This is a genomic window from Bacillus sp. TL12 (assembly GCF_022625245.1).
Lineage (GTDB): Bacteria > Bacillota > Bacilli > Bacillales > Bacillaceae_G > Bacillus_A.
Window position 1 is genome coordinate 25,004 of the sequence record NZ_JAJJBY010000027.1, and the last position, 17,998, is coordinate 43,001.

The window sequence follows — 17,998 nt, forward strand, 5'->3', positions numbered from 1 at the left end:
ATGCCACGTTTTAAACAAAAGGAGAAAACGAGTGGAGGTCTCCTTTTGTTTACATAGCCGTGATTTATATGTTAGAAAATCTAAATGCATTTTCACACTTCCCTTTTTAGCTAGGAAAGAGGATCCGCCATGTATAGAAGCGGTCAGGACCCATTTTAGCCCCATGGCCACGTTTTAAACAAAGAGAAACACAAAGACAAGTTATCCTCAATTATATATTACAAAATCCAAATAGTTTTATATAGTACAGAACACAAAAATTATTTTTGTAGCATAACAGACAGAAATGTTTTATAATTTAAAATAGTTTCACTTCAAGTAAGCGTATTCAATTTTTTCATCCTATAAGGAGGACTTTTTATGCAGCAAACAAACAAATCAGGAACTTTAAACCGCGGTCTAAAACAACGACACATCACATTGATGTCTCTCGGATCCGCTATTGGCGTAGGACTATTTTTAGGATCTGCTTCCGCTATAAAATTAGCTGGACCTTCTATTCTATTAGCCTACTTGATTGCTGGACTCGTTATCTTCTTCATTATGCGTGCTCTTGGAGAGATGGCAATTGAACAACCAGTTGCTGGCTCTTTTAGTAAATATGCATATGATTATTTAGGGCCGTTAGCAGGCTATATCACCGGTTGGAACTATTGGTTTTTATGGGTTATTACTTGCATGGCGGAAATTACTGCCGCTGGTATCTATATGGAGTTTTGGTTCCCAGATATCCCGCGCTGGATTTGGGCATTAATGGCTCTCGTATTAATGAGTGCATTCAACTTTTTATCTGTAAAAGTATTCGGGGAACTTGAATTTTGGTTTGCTTTAATTAAAATTGTCACAATTATCTGTATGATTGTAATTGGGACAGGCATTATTCTATTTGGATTTGGAAATGATGGTATCGCGACTGGAATTTCAAATCTTTGGTCACATGGCGGCTGGTTCCCAAATGGTTTTTCTGGGTTACTTCTTTCCTTACAAATGGTTCTATTTGCTTATTTAGGAGTCGAACTTATCGGCGTTACAGCTGGTGAAGCACAAAACCCGAAGAAAACACTCGCGAAAGCAATTGATAACGTATTTTGGCGCATTTTACTGTTCTATGTTGGTGCTTTATTTGTTATGATGGCAATTTATCCATGGAATGAACTTGGCGATAAAGGAAGCCCGTTCGTATTAACATTCCAACAAATTGGTATAGCAAAAGCAGCGGGTATTATTAACTTTGTTGTCTTAACAGCTGCTCTTTCATCCTGTAACGGTGGTTTATTTAGTACGGGACGTATGTTATTTACATTAGCCGAGCAAAAAAAAGCACCTGGAAAATTCGGCCGTTTAAATAAAAATGGCATTCCAAGTAACGGAATTATAGCAACTTCCTTCGTCTTACTCGTTGGTGTTATTTTAAATTACCTTGTTCCTGCAAAAGTATTTACATGGCTTACTAGCATTTCAACGTTCGGCGCGATTTGGACATGGGGTATTATATTAGTCGCACAAATCCGTTTCCGCAAAGGATTACCAGCACAATCTGTACAAAAACTAACGTACAAGATGCCATTACATCCTTTAAGCTCTTATTTCTCGCTTGGTTTCCTTGCATTAGTATTAGGAATTATGGCTTATTCAAAGGATACACGAATCGCATTAATTGTTGGCCCGATTTGGTTAATTGCACTTGTCATCGTGTATTATATGAAAGGCTTTCATAAAACAGATACACCTACATCTTCTTCAAAAGTTGGTTAAAAAATACGACCTTTTCAAATGAAAAGGTCGTATTTCTTTTTAACTCTATATATCTAGTTTCACTTTTCAACATATAAGTAGCTGTTATAAAAGTACAAGAAGGCTTCCACTCATCTTTTCCTTCAGTTTTCACATTGCATAGGGTTAAAATAGGCACTGACCGCTTCTAGCCATGAGCGGATCCTCTCTTCCGTCTAAAAGGAGTTGGTTTATATCAATTTTTCAATCTGGATTTATATATTATTTTTCTTTCGAGAAGAACATTCTTGAAATAACAATTCCTAGCCCACCAACAAGTAAGAATAACACTGCGCGAATCATCATCGATACTTCTGGTAAATCTAAGAAAAATAGCTTACCAACTGTTACAACTAATACAACAAGTCCAGCATATAATATTTCATCCATTCTTCTATTACGACCAAACCAAACTGATACTAAAGCATATATCATCCATAAAAGTGACACATATACACTTATAATGCTGCCATCTGTTGAAAGCACTTCTCCTATTCTAGTAATCGTAATAAATACCAGTACCATAAATCCATACATCGTAATAGAATATATATACTTTCCAAAATGTTGTAACATAGGTTTCACTTTCATCATGCCATAATAGAATGTTCCAACTAAAATGAGATGAGCTACAAAAGCAGCTGACATAAATGCCTCAAACGGACTAACAAGCGTCTGAAGCATACCAATTGCATAGATAGTAGCACTTATATACAATTTCACTTCTTGTTTCATCTTTGTAGAAGTAATAACGCCTAAAAATCCTTGTAACATCAATACAATAGATCCATTCACTAAGCTAAATTCATATAAAATCGCTAAACTAAACGATCCCATCGCAAAACCGAATAAAAGATCCGTAAATAACGATTTTTTATTTTTCCTATATTCAGTTCCAAACATTACAGCGTGTACAATCGCACTTATCAATAATCCCCATGTTGTAAATTCAGGAATCTTCGCAATTGACATTATAAAGAAGATTGCATTGGCGCTAAATGCTGCCATTCTCGGTTGATAAATAAAAGTTCGATCAATGAACATATGCCAAAATAGTGTAAGATGAATCAATCCATAAACAACTGTTAATTGTACGTGTAGATTTCCTAACAATACTGTCATAACTACAAAGAAGATAAACGTTACAAGTACAGAAACAGCGTAAGACACCATATATAAATATTGATAACGATTTTTATATGCATACCATAATAAACTCATTGTTAATAACGTTTCATATCCAAAGAAAATGTAGGAATTAGGAGCTGCACTATTTAATAAAAATGGTACAAAAAATGCTCCTACCGATACAAATATAGCAAGATACTCTGATTGATATCGCTTAGCGAGATAAATACCGAGTATAATCCAAATAATATTTAAGATGAATGCAACGCTGGCCGGAAAAAAGTTATACAAATAATGTGCAGCAAATGTTGTTAAAACAATACTTGTCACACTACCTCCAGCTAGCACGAGACCAAGCGCTTGACGTTCCTGTTTGATTTGCATATCCCCTATATAATACAATCCAACTGATAACGCTACCCCAAATACAATCCGAATGACTGGCGTAAGTAATCCTGCATCTACTCCTGCCTTAAATAGCCAAATGACTCCAAGCAACATAATTGCAACGAAAATTCTTGGCAGCCATGTTTGACAAAATTTTATAATATCAAATGGCTCTGGCTTAAACGCAGATATATCTACCTGCTTTATTTCTGGTTCCTTCACACTTTCTTGATCAGCAAAAACTTCTTCTTTTTTTATATTTGGTTTCAGAATACCAATTTCTATTTCCTCTTTAATCGGTTCCCTGACTTGGTGAACTTTTTCTTCTTCCATTACTCTTTGCTGCGCTTTTAACTCATAAAGCGTCTCCTGCAACGTATCAATCGTTGTTTCTAGCGCTTCTATTCTTTTACTCAAATCCTTTTTCATTTTCTCCCCCCTCTAATCATGCTGATGAAATAGGAAAATACATCATAACAATTGGATAAATTACCAGTTATTTATATCATACTCTTTAACTATCTATTTTTTAAGATATTTTCTCCTAATAACCTCCTATTTTCGCTATTATAGTAGTAAATGGAAATCTTTTTTCGTAAAATGAGGTGTTTCTATGAAAAAGTCAGTTTGGAATTGTCGTCCAAAAAGGAAAATTCGTGGTTTAAGGAGAGTATGCCGAAATTTTTTAAAATATACCACCGCGCATACACGTTCTTTACCAAGCACAACTGAGCTATCTTCTCTAGGCTGTTGGTCTATTCATCTTCCGTTTCCTCTTTCTCATATGAAATCAAAATCAGTGAAACAATTTTATTTACAAACAATCATTAACCGAGTAGAATTTTTCATCCATTTAAAAACTACAGCTGAAAAAGAGTATCGTATTTATTTTTGTGTCTCATTTCCTAGCTTACAAACTTCTAATATCTTAATAGTATATAGTAAACAAGACATAGAACGATTTTTTGAAGTTTTTTTAGGTAGCCCTATAGACGAGCCACAGTGGATTTCTTTATCACAAGAACGCAATATTGAAAAAGAGTTCGGTTTACATATACCTAAAGAATTACAAGTAAAAGGGTACACAGAAATTTTCACTGATCCTCATTACAACGATAAAGAAATGTGGTTTATAGGCGAATTAGAGTAAACAAAAAAGGCGTTTTCTAGTATAGAAAACACCTTCTCCTCCTAATCCTTTTTATTCATACAAACACTTACAAACATTCCTAAACAACCGCCTACAATCGCTGGAATAACCCATCCAACGCCTTCTGTATATAAAGGAATATTTTTTAACATAGGTGTCCATTTTGAAAGGAACACATTACGATTTAAAATATCTATTCCACTAAAAATCGCTACTAGTCCAATGGTCACTGGATATATATACGTATACTTATCGATATACTTATGGCATAGTCCTAAAATAATTAGTGTTAAAGCAATTGGATAAATGAATCCAAGAATTGGAACTGATACTTGTAAAATTTGTGTTAACCCTAAGTTCGCAAGGATCATACTAGTAGCACTTAAAATAAAAGCCCACACTTTATAAGAAATTTTAGGAAATACTTCCGCAAAAAATTGGCTACATGATGTAACGAGTCCAATTGACACACATAAACAAGCAACAGTAAAAATAATTCCTAATAATACGGTACCACTTTGTCCAAATAATGCAGTCATAACGTGAGCTAACACTTGTGCACCATTATCAAACTTTCCAAGCGAGCCACTTATCGATCCAATATATCCGAGAATAACGTAAATAAGAGATAATAAGAGACCAGCGCCGATACCTGCCATGCTCATATACTTAGCTAAGCCTTTTTCATCTTGTACTCCTTTGGCGCGCAAAGCATTTGCCACAACAATTCCAAAGATTAATGCTGCTAAAGCGTCCATCGTTAAATACCCATCTAAAAACCCTTGAAATACCGCAGATTGTTTATAGTTCCCTATTGGTGCTTGAACTTCTCCAACTGGTGTAATCATACTTTTTATAAAAATAAGAGCAATCATACATAATAATAAAGGTGTTAATAGCTTTCCAAACAGCCCCATCAATTTCGATGGTGATAAACTTAGCCAATATACAATACTAAAAAAGATGACTGTATAAATAAGTAGTAATACACTATCCGCTCCCGGAAAGAACTGACCTGGTCCCATTTCAAAAGCTAAACTCCCAGCGCGTGGTATCCCTAGCCCCGGACCGATAAACAAATAAATTAAACAAGGAAAAATAATTGCAAAAGAAGAATGTACACGATTTGCTAAAGTTTGAAAACTCCCTGCTTTCGCAATCGCAATTACACCTAATATCGGAAGTCCTGTTGCTGATATGATAAAGCCAAGCAATGCAACCCACACCTGTTCCCCTGCTTCATATCCAAGGAAAGGCGGAAAAATTAAATTCCCAGCCCCGAAAAACATCGAGAATAGCATAAGGCTCATAAGCAAAATTTCTTTTTTCTGTAATGATTTCATTTCTTTCTCCTTCTTTACTTTTAAATAAGATAGAATCCTTCTCATCCTATATACATCTATTTTTGTTTTTCAACATATAAATTGCGGCTATGTAAACAAAAGAAGACCTCCACTCGTTTTCTACTTTTGTTTTCCATCGCATGGGGCTAAAAAGGCACTGACCGCTTCTAGCCATCGCCGGATCCTCTCTTCCATCTAAAAAAGAAAGGTTTTAGATGTTTTTTATTTCCCCACTAAAACAAACATAGTCCATAGTCTATCACAAAAGAAATCCCCATTCTATATCTTTGAAGGTTTCCAATTTCTTATGAAAAATCGACCTTTATTGACTTTTAATAGTTAATAAAGTAAAATATTAAATATACAAAACTATTAACTTTGTTTTCGTTTGTGTCAGGAGGAAACTTACATGGAATCACCGATACAACTTGAGAAAAAACAACAAAGAAACAAGAAACATCCTCCAGGTTTATATCTACTCTTCTTCACAGAAATGTGGGAACGATTTAGTTACTATGGATTACGAGGATTATTAACACTATATTTAACAACAGCTTTAGTAAGCGGTGGCCTTGGGTTTAGTCCAGCTTGGGCACTTTCAATTTACGGATTTTATACTGGAGCTTGTTATTTTACTCCAATGATTGGTGGATACTTAACAGACCGTTTTCTTGGAAGACGCTTAGCAATCACAATAGGCGGCGTTACAATGGCAATCGGTAACCTTACGTTATTCGCTTTGCAAAATCAAATCGGACTATACATTGGGCTAGCGCTTATTATTATTGGTAATGGTTTCTTCAAACCAAATATCTCTACACTTGTTGGCGAACTTTATGAAGAAAATGATCCAAAACGTGATAGTGCATTTACCATTTTCTATATGGGTATTAACGTCGGTTCATTTTTAGCTCCACTCGTTTGCGGGTTTTTATCAGAAAATTTATTCAAAACAACAGTAGATGGTGTTGTTCATTACGGTTTCCGTTACGGATTCTTAGCCGCTTCAATCGGTATGATTATCGGTCAAATATTATTTACAACGTTATCCAACCGATTCCTTGGCGATATCGGTAAAAAACCAACAAGAGATCTACAAACAGCATCAGGTAAAGAAACAGCTGGTAATACACCACTCACAAAAAAAGAAAAACAACATACAGCAGTTATCGTTATTTTAACTTGCTTCGTTGTCTTCTTCTGGGCTGGTTTTGAACAAGCCGGTAGCTCGTTAACACTATATACAAACAAGTTTGTTGATCGTTCTGTATTCGGATGGGAAATCCCAACATCTTGGTTCCAATCAGTCAATCCACTCTTTATCATCTTACTTGCCCCTGCTATTTCAGCACTATGGGCTAAGCTTGCTACAACCAAACGTGGAGACTTAAAAATCCCAACGAAAATGGGACTCGGTATGATTTTACTTGGAATCGGTTATATAGTTCTTGTTATCGCTACATTAAAAACAGGTAGTGATGAACACAACATTACAGAGAAAGCAAACCTATTATTTATTGTTTTCACTTATCTTTTCCATACATTAGGTGAATTGTTCTTATCACCTGTTGGACTATCAATGGTTAGTTCCCTAGCACCAGTAAAACTTGCTTCATTACTAATGGGCGTTTGGTTAGCTAGTTCAGGTATTGCCAACATCTTAGGTGGGCAGCTCGCTAGTTTTACAACTTCACTTGGATATGCAGAAGTATTCACAGTTATAGGTGCTGTCGCTATTGTTTTAGGATGTGTTTTATTATTACTATCTAAAAAACTAGTAAAATGGATGGACTAAAAAAGCTGAGGGATTGCTCCCTCAGCTTTTTATTTTCTTAGTCTGAACAAAATCCCCTGTAACAACAAAACGCTTGGAGTTATCTGATACAGACACACATGTAATAAGTGTAACTTCTGTTTTCCCGTGATCTTCTACAACTTCCCATTTATCAGGTGTTACTTCTGTCACATTCGTCACAGTGTACTCATATTCATTTTCATTATCATACAGGTAAATTTTATCGTCCTTTTTTAACGAGGATACATCACTAAACAAAACACCCTTTTTCGACATATTATGTCCTGCTAATGCATAATTTTCTTTTCCCATCTCTTGCTTCTCTTTTACAGTTGCTGCTCCTGATAATAAGTTTTTCTCAGTAGAAGCATTTAAAATTGGTAGTTTCAATGAAATACTTGGAATCTCAATACGACCAATTACTTGTGTTTTATCTAATGATGCATTTGCTACCTCTGATAAATCAGGTTGGTTAATTTTAGATGCATCTACAAATTGTGTATCCTGTTTTTGATATTCCATCTTCTGAACAGCTTGTACATTTTCTTTTTGCTTCTTCTCTGCCATATACCCACCATAAAATGGCTTACCAATTAAAATACCACCTACAACAAATAAAAGAATTGATAGTATACTATATATTCTCCGCTTATTCATACATAATTCCTTCCCTTTACAAAAACTTACTTCTATATAAGATGATAAAGTAAGATAGCTATATGTACAAGTATGAGACCAAAAGGAAAAGAAATTTATTTACTAATATGCTAAAAACTCAACACTCCATCAGCCTCATCTGCACTCACAAATAGATCTCGACCGTTTATTTTATGAATACCTTCCGGCGCTGCGCCAGCCGATGATGAAATTCCATTTCTATCATAAAAAATATTTGTAAACCTTTCCCTTTACATAGGTTAATTCTTTGTAAAAAATAGAATAAAAAAACGCGCACGTGGCACGCCTTTAAGCAATTTTATTTCGATACAGCGAAATATGGAATATCGTCATTTGTATAAAAAAGATTAATAATACAACATATAGTGGATATGCTGGAACATACGGACTAACAATCGGATGCATAACAAGTAGTGTAGCTCCAGTCGGTATCACAAACCAAAGTGCCATAAAAGTTGTACGACATGCTTTTGCGGTAATGACTTCCTCACGCTCATCATCTTGTGGAAATAAAAGAGGAAACATCCAAAAGGATAATTTCTTATATTTTTTCTTTTGCACTTTATAAAAAATAGTTGATACAACAGCCATAATCAATAGCAATAAAAACGGTATGATATTTATTGTTACCTCGAATGGTACTTTCTCACTTTGAATAATATTTTCCAACTCTATAACAGCATAATAAAATTTAACAAACGCCCAACTAGCCAACCCGATAAATAACACATTCACTACATATGACAGCATAATTCTATTCAACTTTTTCTCCCTCCTTATTTAAAACAAACACATCCTCCATCTTTAAATCAAATACATCACAAATCGTCAGTGCTAATAACAACGATGGAACGTAATCACCCTTTTCAATTGCAGCAATCGTTTGCCGTGTCACACCAACTTTTTCAGCTAATACACTTTGGGTGAAGTTAAAACGAGCTCTTAGCTCCTTTACTCTATTACAAATGGACAAATTCACCACCTCTTACCATTATTGTATGCTAGACTTTACAAAATGTAAACTCAACTTAACATTAAAATCACAAAAAAATCCAACTTTACCTAATGTAAAGTTGGATTTGATTTTAACTTAAAATTGTAACTTTAACCTTTTTACGGCCCCAAGCACTAGATGAAGCTTTATCTGGCATTAATACATCAATTCTATGCCCTTTAATCGCTCCCCCTGTATCTCCAGCAATCGCTTCTCCGTATCCTTCAACGTATACACGAGATCCTAACGGAATAACCGCATCATCTACAGCAATTAATTTCATATTTGGGTTTGCAGTTAAGTTATGACCCATTTTCGATTTCACAATTTCACCCGGTTTATATCCATTCTCTGCCGGATCAGCTGTATAAGCAGTTGCTTCTACATAGATTTCACGACCGCCTTTAGCAGGTGCTGGTTCTGGCTGAGATGCAGGTGCTGAAGTCGTTTGCTTAGCCGCTTCTGCTTGTCTTGCCTTTTCCTCTTCTTTCGCCTTCGCTAAAGCCTCTGCTTGTGCTTTCGCTTCTGCTTCTGCTTTTGCTTGAGCTTCTGCTGCTAATCTTGCAGCTTCTTGCTCACGAGCAATTGTTTCTTGCACTTCTTTCATGTTCGCTTCAATTTTTGTTTTTTCTTGTTCAGCTAAATTAATTTGACTTGCGATTTGATTATATTTTGTTTGCACAGCTTGTAAGTTTTCTTGACGTTTTTTCAAGTTTTCTTGTAAATTCGCTTGTGCTTTTGCTAATTTTTGTTTATCTGATTCTAAAGATGCCTCTTTTTCGTCAATTGCTTTTTTATCTTCTTCAATTTGACGAAGATCTTGCTCTTGAAGACGTAAAATCTCTTTATCTGCATCTAAGATTGTAGAGACTGCATTCATACGTTGTAAGAAATCAGCAAAATTCTTTGATTCTACTACAACTTCGACTACTAAACTCGTATTTGAGCTATTTTGAACAGAAACCATACGTTTTTTCATAATATCTTTACGGGCAAGTACTTTATCTTCTAAAACGATAATTTCTCCCTTTTTCTGTTCAATTTGCTTATGTGTTTCATCGATTTTACTCTGAATAGCAGCTTGTTCCTCTTTGTTTTTTGTAATTGTATTATTTAAATTATGTAGTTCGCTTTCAATACCTTGTATTTCTTTATTAACAGCTTGCTTTTCTTGTTCTTTTTGCTGAATATCATTGTCATTCTGCTGCAATTGCTGTTGCATGTTGTTCAGTTTCTCGTCGTTTGACTCAGCTTTTACAGCGACTGTACTAGAAAGACCAATAATTCCTGCTAATACTAGACTACTGATTCGCTTAAAATAGTTCATAATCCGACTCCCTTCTCATACAGTTATACATGATTTATTTTACAGTTTGTTTACAAACTCATTAAATACACTTTATTTTTAATGACAAAAAAATAAAAATAAACCATAAAATGTAATAAACTCTTAACTTTTAACAACTGTTTTTCATACAAATCTTACAAAAAAATAGATTCGCATATTAGAAACAACAGATTACACGACATTAAAAACATTGTCAAATCCTGTTGGAACCTTACTAATACAAAATTAGTCTTTTGACAGCGTACGACAACCTGCTACAGCTTATATTAATCAAAATTAAAAACTGACATAATCCCTTTCCTTTTAGACGGGAGAAAGCATCCAGCCATAGAAGCCGCTTTTTCTATTGCACAACAAAAAACTATTGCAGATTACTTTTTGTCCTTCATCACCGTGACTTATATATTAAAATAATTTCAAGTGACTAACCTCTCATTTCCCCTTACATTTGATGGCAAATTTTTGTCTTTTTCAATTTCTCGTCAATTTGAAAGTATTCTTTGTTATAATGGACAAGTTGTTTTTTAGAGAACTATAACAAGGAAGAAACAAGAAACAGCTCTTCGTTTCTCTTTCTATTGTGTCATTGTAGGCGTACTCACTATCATTTTTCTATAAGAATGCAAGAGCTGTCCTAGCAGTAGGACAGCTCTTTTTATAAAAAATTTGTCGTCTTCCTTTTATTTACTTTAAATTTTCAGAATAGTATAATATTAATTGCATCACACCTTATACAATTAATTACGAACGGGATGAATCGATATTACAACATACCCTAGCCTCGTAAGAATAACAGGAGGGATTGCACATGTTATGACTGAAACAGGATATTCACTCTAATTTCTCATTACTAATACAAAAGGGGTGCAATCATGTTTATTGTTACTAAACTCATTCATATTAAATTCGGTTATGAAGAAAAAATTATTCGTTCTTTACAAGAATACTATCCAAACTCTGGTACATACGGGTTTATTAATCTAGAATTCTCTCGTATGAAGCGCACTGAACATGGCAACGAATATATGATTCGTATATTATGGAAAACACAATCAGATTATCATGAGTGGATTTCTCAAAAACAAGAAACTACACCTATGCCATGGAAGGAACAATTCCAAAGCTATATTCTCTCATCAAAATCCAATGCTACGCATGTTAAATATCCGCACTAAAAAAGCCTTCTGCAAAATTGCAGTAAGGCTCTTCTTCATCCCTCTTTCCTATTGAAACAATTCGGCATCTAAAAAATAAAATTTGATTTTACATTTTATTAAAGGTATAATAGATTCCGATTTTTTTTGAAAGGAGCCACATTTTGACAACTTATTTATTTCCAATTAAAACGGCATTTATTCTATTCCCCATTTTAGCAATGATTCTATTGATTCCATTTTTAATATTTAATTACAGAAAATATGGCTATTTAAATAAATGGCGTTCATTTATTTTATATTCTTTGCTGCTTTACTTGCTAAACGCTTATTTTCTTGTTATCTTACCGCTGCCGCAAACTTACGATACATGCAGCCTGCAGCCAGCTAATACACAACACGTTCAGCTTGTACCGTTTTATTTCATCCAAGAAATTAGCAACCATACAGCAGCCATATTAGCAAAGCCTGCTACCTATTTCTACTTATTAAAAGAATCTGCCTTTTTACAAGTTGCATTCAATGCACTGTTAACGATTCCATTCGGCATATATTTACGTTACTATTTCCGCCTTGGTTTTTTACGAACAATCTTCTTTTCACTTTGTCTCTCACTATTTTTTGAAGTGACACAAGTAACTGGATTGTACGGTATATATAATTGTGCGTATCGTTTATTCGATATTGACGATCTATTTTTAAATACACTAGGAGGAGCAGTTGGTTATTTCATTGCACCAATATTCACGTACTTCCTTCCTAAATCAAATGAATTAGATGCACATATCGACTTAGCTACGAAACCAGTTGGATTTATTCGCCGCCTAATCGCACTGCAAATTGATTGGATTTTCTTATCCATTGTTGTACCAGTTATAAAAAATAAAGGGAATTCTATTTTTATTTCTAGTATCCAGTCTTATACGAATCTATATGAACTTATTTTCACCATATGCGCCGTCTTCATTTACTTCATCGTCATTCCGTATTTGACGAACGGAAAAACAACTGGGAAAGCGTTGCTTCGTATTCACATAAAAGGTAAAAATAAGCGAATTACCATTAAAGAATTATTTATTCGTTACGGTCTGTTCTATTTTGTTTTAGGTGGAATGAACTATATTCTCTCTAGTAGTTCCATATTGAATCAGACTAATCCATTAATTATGTTCATTATATTACTGTTTATGTTCTCAATTAATGGTCTCTTCATTCTACATGTATTATTACATGTATTTAGTCGAGATAAATTATTATTTTATGAGCATATAAGCCATACCAGAAATGCAATTACACTCAAAAAAGCTGACAAATAATTGTCAGCTTTTTTCATGAATAGAAAACATTTTTGCTAAGAAGTCATCAATCATTCTAGCGATTTCTATATGTATCAAACCAAAGTTGGATATATCCCGCTGTGACACGCTGCGCTTCTACTAAACGCTTTCCTGTTGTTGGTGTAACTTCTGCACGCCATTTATCAGCATATTCTTGCGATACAGCTGCCCACACGAACCAATCTTTTGTAGTATCATTTACAATGCCTGCATAATCTTGCTTAGCAGCTACAGCTGCTCCATGAATCCAATCTTCAGGATTTGTTCCTTTCCAATTCCAATATCCATTTCCATCAGCCACTTTATAATTATCTTTAATTGTATCTACAAAATTTTCATATTTGGAGTGGAAACCTTGTGGATAAGAAAGATTCGTAAAGTTTGCTGCATGCATCGGTTGATTGACATCCCCTAAGTAATGAAGCGATAAACCTAAATAGAAGAATGCTTGTTTCATATCTTGTTTTTGATACGATTCACCAGCAAGTTTAAAATATTTAGCCCCAGTTTCTTTTGCTTGCTTAGCGAAAGGAATATACGTCTTCCCTATATCAGGATCATAGAAATGAGAAGCAAATGTACTATTATCATAGTAAGGGTTTTCATAATCAGCAGCATAAATACCATTCTCTAACTCTGTACGCCATTCCTTTAATAGTACCACTTGATCTTGTTGTACAATCGTTGTATTACGGGACATAATATCAATTGCGCGATTGACAATCCATAAATGGGAATTTACACCTTCTGCATGCTTATCTTCAGCAGACCAATATTGAATTACCCTTACCTTATTTCCGCTCTCATTTTCATGAGCAAATGCTACACTTTGCAATGGCGCTACTAATGTAATAGCTGCTGCTAGGGCTAATACTTTCTTTTTCATATGAAAACCTCCGTTTATTATTCATTTACTTTGAATGTGTAATTCACATCATATGGTTAACCTATGATTAGAATATCTCACCTTTCTATTAATTTTTATTGAGAAAATAAATGATGCAAATGTTCATATCATTATCCTGTAAATTTCATTGTAGTGGACAAATATTAATCCTCTGCAAAGAAACAGCTAAAATATTGTAAAAAATAAAGCAATCAGGATATATACCTGATTGCTTCTACTCTTTTTTTCGACCTGATAATATATTTGGTAATTGAACATTTACTGCTAGTTTATGAATAAACCCAAACACTAAACCAATTCCAATGAAAATATAGAAGATCGTAAAAATCTTTCCAAAGTCTGTTTGTGGGCTAAAATCACCATAACCAACTGTCGTTAACGTTACAACGCTAAAATACAATGCATCAATTGTACGCAATCCCTCTACCGTACTGTAAAAAATAGTCCCTGATATTAACGTTATAATGGTTAACACAAATAACACTTGAAATTCTTTATCTTTCCAAGCCCTTAAACAAGCTTTTAACATTCGTTTCAAAGTAAGTAAAAATGAAAGCATACGACTCTCCCTTCATACTCAAGCTAATTCTTCACAGGAAAGTCTATCACCTTTCTATACATAAAAAAAGTAGCCTCCTTCTATTTCTAGAAAAAGACTACTTTCTTCTATATTATATGTTATTTAGGTGAAACAAGAATTTTCACTTGATTTTTATCTTTTACAAGCGCTTCAAATCCTTCTTCGACAACTTGATCCACTGTAATTTTTTTCGTAATTAATTTCTCTGCTTGAATTTGACCAGAGCTAATTAATTTAATAACAGATGGGAAGATGTGACGATATCCAAGAATACCAACCAATTCTTTTTCTTTTAATACTAAGTTGTTTGGAGTGATTTTTGCGTCTTTTTCCCATACGCTCACGATTACAGTTTGTCCTTCAAAGCTTGTACTTTCAATTGCTTGGCGAAGTACAACTTCAACGCCTGTTACTTCGAAGCTAACATTTACGCCTGAACCGTTTGTTAAGTTACGGATCTCTGCTAGCACATCTTGCTCTGCTGGATTTAATACGTAATCAGCGCCTGCTAATTTTGCTAATTCTTGACGTTCTTTAGAAAGTTCAACTGCAATAACAGGTGTTGCACCTGCTGCTTTAGCAGCTTGAATAACAAGTAGTCCAATTGGGCCACAGCCAAATACAGCTACCGCTTCACCTTCTTTTAATTTACTTTGACGTACTGCATGAACTGCAACTGCTGCTGGTTCTACAAGTGCGCCTTGTTCATAAGTCATTTCATCTGGGATATGGTGAACCATATCTGCCGGTACTACAGTATATTCAGAGAAGCCACCGCCATCGCCACCAAGGCCATGGAAAACAAGTTGTTCGCAAACGTTATAATGACCATGTTTACAAGCTTCACATTTACCACAAGAATAAATAGGTTCTACAACAACGCGTTCCCCTACTTTATGAGTTGTAACGCCTTCACCGATTTCAACAACTTCACCACTAAACTCATGACCTAAAATGACAGGTGCTTTCACATGTGTTAGTAGGTGTTCTTCTGTTGGAATAAAAATAGGTCCTGCTAAATATTCATGTAAATCTGTTCCGCAAATACCACACCATTTAACCTTGATTTTTACTGCTCCTGGTCGTACAGTTGGTTCTGGAACTTCTTCTACTCTTACATCACGTTGATTATGCCAAAGTAATGCTTTCATTTTATGCATCCCTCTCTATGTATATACTTAACCTGGTGAAGTTTACAAATCTATTATAGTACTATTATCCATATATTTCAAAATACTAATATTGATTTCACTAAATTTTAACAGAAAAAGTTCACTTTTTTGTCACTTTGTACTTTTTTCCCACATCTGTTAATTCAATTTCATTGCAGGTGAATTTCGCATTGTGCCATAATAGCAGAGGAGAGGTGAACATCACTTGAAATATTTCATTTATTTTATTGTTATCGTAGCGTTTTTAGATACATTTTCACAATTACCTATTATGAGTACTTACGCACAAAGCCTCGGAGGAACTCCTCTTATTATCGGTCTTGTTGTCGGGATGTACTCGTTTGCCAATATGATTGGCAATATTATCGCAGGTGCATCCGTTGATAAATTCGGAGCAAAGAAAGTGCTCTATATAAGTATGGGAATTACGAGTTTCATAGTACTATTGTATACGGTTGTTCAAAGCAGTGAACAATTACTTATCGTTCGCTTTTTACACGGATTTAGTGATGGCTTCTTAATCCCTGCAGCTTTTACTTTCCTATCTAAGCAAACGAAATCTACAAAACAAGGGAAAGCAATGGCACTATCCGGTGCTGCTGTCGGAACAGCCGCTATCGTCGGCCCTGCCTTCAGTGGAATTATGAAAGCAACTGCAGGCGTTGAATGGGTCTTTATTACGATTTCGATTTTAATGGTACTCGGTACAATCGTTTCCCTTTTCTTGTTACCAAACAATGTAACTAGAAAAGATACTTCACGAACTCAAATGATGAACAAAGAAGATATAATAGGATTACTAAAATCCGAACCATTATTACAAGCATATATTGGCGCTTTTACATTGATGTTTTCACAAGGAATCGTCACATATATGTTACCCGTAAAAGTAGAAGCATTAGCGCTTAAAGCATCAACAACAGGCATGATGCTAAGTGTATTTGGGATTACCGCTATTCTCTTCTTCTTGCTACCGACAAATCGTATTTTTGACCGCTTTGACCGTTCAAAAATGATGCTAATTGGTATTGCAGTCATGGCATTTGCCTTATCATTACTTGGCATCTTTACAACAAAAGGTATGCTCTTTGTTGTGATGATGATTTATGGAATTGGATTCGCCATCCTCTTCCCATCTATTAATGCTTTACTCGTTGAAAATACAACTGAAGATAAACGCGGGAAGGCATTCGGATTATTTTATGCATTCTTCTCATTAGGCGTTGTCGCAGGATCTTGTACAGTGGGGGCAATCGGTGCATCACCGAGCGTAAGCTTTGTAATTGGAACCGCATTCTTACTCACATTTGCTTCTATGATTTATGTAAGAGGAAAAGCGAAAAAGACAATGATGGGTTAAATCCCATCATTGTCTTTTTATTATCGAAAACATTTCGTATCAAGAACATAAGCTGTAACATGTCCATCTCGGATATCTGTTAGTGTGATAGTATAAGATCTAGCATTTCTTTTAACTGAAACACCATCTCTCAATTGATACATATATAAAATCATTACATTGATATATATTTATTTTGATTATATAAAGATTTTTATTTTTCTGCACAAAATACTTTCTACCACTCTATTCCCTTCATATATTTGTGGAATACAACTTAAACTTTTTTCATATTCAAATCAAAAATCTCTTCCATACTCTCTAAAAAATATAAAAAGGTAACTAACTATAATAGTTAATTACCTTTTCAAATGAGTTATTCTAGTATCCTCATTTATATAATAATTTTTGTCGCCTTTATCTTCTATTCATCCAATACTTCTATCACTTGTGTCCCAGCAATAAGGTCATGAATTGCTCTTTTATCCTCACGCAAACCTACCATAAATGCACTTACAATAAAGCCAATTCCTAATGTAAGTGTATATACAATTATAGCTATCAAATAACGCTTACATGTAGTCCATAATGTAATCTTTTCCCCATCTATACGAATAATTTGGATTTCTATTACTCTCTTCCCTATTGTAAACCCTAGCCATATTGCAGGTACAATCAGGAAATATAAAAAGTTTAAAATATTTACGATCATTTCCGTATGAGACTTGGATACATCTAAACTTAAAAACATAATATACATAGGAACAATCAATAACCCATCAACAATACAAGCTAAAAATCTCTTCCAAAACCCTGCAGGTTCCCTTTCATACACGTTGCTCCCACTCCTTTTGAAACAATCTCCTCTTTTTAAGTCAATGTTTTCTGTATGTTTAATTTTAAATATAGCCGA

At 34.5% G+C, this 17,998-nt stretch carries 16 protein-coding genes; 6 read left to right on the forward strand and 10 right to left on the reverse strand.

The window, feature by feature from the left end; all coding sequences use genetic code 11:
- Positions 1 to 360 precede the first annotated feature (360 nt).
- The gene (locus tag LOK41_RS20460) at positions 361 to 1,755 is read left to right on the forward strand and encodes an amino acid permease (protein WP_241818062.1); all 1,395 of its coding nucleotides are present in this window, start codon (positions 361 to 363) and stop codon (positions 1,753 to 1,755) included.
- Between the two features lie 240 nt (positions 1,756 to 1,995).
- Here the strand turns inward: LOK41_RS20460 and LOK41_RS20465 are convergent, their stop codons facing one another.
- The gene (locus LOK41_RS20465; RefSeq protein ID WP_241818063.1) at positions 1,996 to 3,717 is read right to left on the reverse strand and encodes a DUF2339 domain-containing protein; all 1,722 of its coding nucleotides are present in this window, start codon (positions 3,715 to 3,717) and stop codon (positions 1,996 to 1,998) included.
- A gap of 184 nt (positions 3,718 to 3,901) precedes the next feature.
- On the opposite strand from LOK41_RS20465, the gene LOK41_RS20470 reads away from it, so the two are divergent.
- Complete coding sequence (locus LOK41_RS20470; protein WP_241818064.1) at positions 3,902 to 4,438, forward strand: DUF3916 domain-containing protein; 537 nt, start codon at positions 3,902 to 3,904, stop codon at positions 4,436 to 4,438.
- 41 nt (positions 4,439 to 4,479) lie between these two features.
- Here the strand turns inward: LOK41_RS20470 and brnQ1 are convergent, their stop codons facing one another.
- Entirely contained in the window at positions 4,480 to 5,781 is a 1,302-nt protein-coding gene (gene brnQ1, locus LOK41_RS20475; protein WP_241818065.1) for a branched-chain amino acid transport system II carrier protein BrnQ1, read from the reverse strand.
- Positions 5,782 to 6,190: 409 nt separating this feature from the next.
- Between brnQ1 and LOK41_RS20480 the strand changes: the two genes are divergently transcribed.
- Positions 6,191 to 7,576, forward strand: a complete 1,386-nt coding sequence (locus tag LOK41_RS20480) for a peptide MFS transporter (RefSeq protein ID WP_241818066.1) — start codon at positions 6,191 to 6,193, stop codon at positions 7,574 to 7,576.
- A 21-nt stretch (positions 7,577 to 7,597) separates the two neighbouring features.
- Here the strand turns inward: LOK41_RS20480 and LOK41_RS20485 are convergent, their stop codons facing one another.
- The 4 genes from LOK41_RS20485 to LOK41_RS20500 form a co-directional block, all read right to left on the reverse strand.
- Positions 7,598 to 8,233 carry a class A sortase gene (locus LOK41_RS20485; RefSeq protein WP_241818067.1) on the reverse strand — a complete coding sequence of 212 codons (636 nt, stop codon included), beginning with the start codon at positions 8,231 to 8,233 and terminating at the stop codon, positions 7,598 to 7,600.
- 309 nt (positions 8,234 to 8,542) lie between these two features.
- Positions 8,543 to 9,016 carry a DUF2178 domain-containing protein gene (locus LOK41_RS20490; RefSeq protein ID WP_241818068.1) on the reverse strand — a complete coding sequence of 158 codons (474 nt, stop codon included), beginning with the start codon at positions 9,014 to 9,016 and terminating at the stop codon, positions 8,543 to 8,545.
- The gene (locus LOK41_RS20495) at positions 9,009 to 9,236 is read right to left on the reverse strand and encodes a helix-turn-helix transcriptional regulator (protein WP_174100264.1); all 228 of its coding nucleotides are present in this window, start codon (positions 9,234 to 9,236) and stop codon (positions 9,009 to 9,011) included. The genes LOK41_RS20490 and LOK41_RS20495 overlap by 8 nt, the downstream gene beginning before the upstream one ends.
- A 103-nt stretch (positions 9,237 to 9,339) precedes the next feature.
- Complete coding sequence (locus tag LOK41_RS20500) at positions 9,340 to 10,575, reverse strand: 3D domain-containing protein (protein WP_241818069.1); 1,236 nt, start codon at positions 10,573 to 10,575, stop codon at positions 9,340 to 9,342.
- A gap of 893 nt (positions 10,576 to 11,468) precedes the next feature.
- Here LOK41_RS20500 and LOK41_RS20505 point away from each other — a divergent pair.
- Together LOK41_RS20505 and LOK41_RS20510 are read left to right on the forward strand one after the other, a co-directional pair.
- A complete protein-coding gene (locus LOK41_RS20505; RefSeq protein ID WP_241818070.1) occupies positions 11,469 to 11,771 on the forward strand; it encodes an antibiotic biosynthesis monooxygenase family protein in 303 nt (100 codons plus the stop codon).
- Between the two features lie 143 nt (positions 11,772 to 11,914).
- Entirely contained in the window at positions 11,915 to 13,066 is a 1,152-nt protein-coding gene (locus LOK41_RS20510; protein WP_241818071.1) for a VanZ family protein, read from the forward strand.
- Between the two features lie 55 nt (positions 13,067 to 13,121).
- Here LOK41_RS20510 and cerA read toward each other — a convergent pair whose 3' ends face one another.
- The 3 genes from cerA to bdhA all read right to left on the reverse strand — a co-directional run bounded on the left by cerA (position 13,122) and on the right by bdhA (position 15,725).
- Positions 13,122 to 13,973, reverse strand: a complete 852-nt coding sequence (cerA, locus tag LOK41_RS20515; RefSeq protein WP_241818072.1) for a phospholipase CerA — start codon at positions 13,971 to 13,973, stop codon at positions 13,122 to 13,124.
- Between the two features lie 235 nt (positions 13,974 to 14,208).
- On the reverse strand, positions 14,209 to 14,553 hold the full coding sequence (locus tag LOK41_RS20520) for a potassium channel family protein (protein WP_241818073.1): 345 nt from the start codon (positions 14,551 to 14,553) through the stop codon (positions 14,209 to 14,211).
- A 119-nt stretch (positions 14,554 to 14,672) separates the two neighbouring features.
- Positions 14,673 to 15,725, reverse strand: a complete 1,053-nt coding sequence (bdhA, locus tag LOK41_RS20525; RefSeq protein ID WP_241818074.1) for a (R,R)-butanediol dehydrogenase — start codon at positions 15,723 to 15,725, stop codon at positions 14,673 to 14,675.
- Positions 15,726 to 15,951: 226 nt separating this feature from the next.
- Between bdhA and LOK41_RS20530 the strand changes: the two genes are divergently transcribed.
- Positions 15,952 to 17,106, forward strand: a complete 1,155-nt coding sequence (locus tag LOK41_RS20530; RefSeq protein WP_241818075.1) for an MFS transporter — start codon at positions 15,952 to 15,954, stop codon at positions 17,104 to 17,106.
- A gap of 403 nt (positions 17,107 to 17,509) precedes the next feature.
- On the opposite strand, the gene LOK41_RS20535 is transcribed toward LOK41_RS20530, so the two are convergent.
- Positions 17,510 to 17,920 carry an RDD family protein gene (locus tag LOK41_RS20535; protein ID WP_241818076.1) on the reverse strand — a complete coding sequence of 137 codons (411 nt, stop codon included), beginning with the start codon at positions 17,918 to 17,920 and terminating at the stop codon, positions 17,510 to 17,512.
- Between the last annotated feature and the right edge of the window lie 78 nt (positions 17,921 to 17,998).

Bases quoted from the DNA above. Each gene is read 5' to 3' on its own strand.
- LOK41_RS20505 (WP_241818070.1), top strand. From the start codon at position 11,469: ATGTTTATTGTTACTAAACTCATTCATATTAAATTCGGTTATGAAGAA.
- LOK41_RS20460 (WP_241818062.1), top strand. From the start codon at position 361: ATGCAGCAAACAAACAAATCAGGAACTTTAAACCGCGGTCTAAAACAA.
- LOK41_RS20465 (WP_241818063.1), bottom strand. From the start codon at position 3,717: ATGAAAAAGGATTTGAGTAAAAGAATAGAAGCGCTAGAAACAACGATT.
- LOK41_RS20485 (WP_241818067.1), bottom strand. From the start codon at position 8,233: ATGAATAAGCGGAGAATATATAGTATACTATCAATTCTTTTATTTGTT.
- cerA (WP_241818072.1), bottom strand. From the start codon at position 13,973: ATGAAAAAGAAAGTATTAGCCCTAGCAGCAGCTATTACATTAGTAGCG.
- LOK41_RS20480 (WP_241818066.1), top strand. From the start codon at position 6,191: ATGGAATCACCGATACAACTTGAGAAAAAACAACAAAGAAACAAGAAA.
- bdhA (WP_241818074.1), bottom strand. From the start codon at position 15,725: ATGAAAGCATTACTTTGGCATAATCAACGTGATGTAAGAGTAGAAGAA.
- LOK41_RS20500 (WP_241818069.1), bottom strand. From the start codon at position 10,575: ATGAACTATTTTAAGCGAATCAGTAGTCTAGTATTAGCAGGAATTATT.
- LOK41_RS20520 (WP_241818073.1), bottom strand. From the start codon at position 14,553: ATGCTTTCATTTTTACTTACTTTGAAACGAATGTTAAAAGCTTGTTTA.
- brnQ1 (WP_241818065.1), bottom strand. From the start codon at position 5,781: ATGAAATCATTACAGAAAAAAGAAATTTTGCTTATGAGCCTTATGCTA.
- LOK41_RS20470 (WP_241818064.1), top strand. From the start codon at position 3,902: ATGAAAAAGTCAGTTTGGAATTGTCGTCCAAAAAGGAAAATTCGTGGT.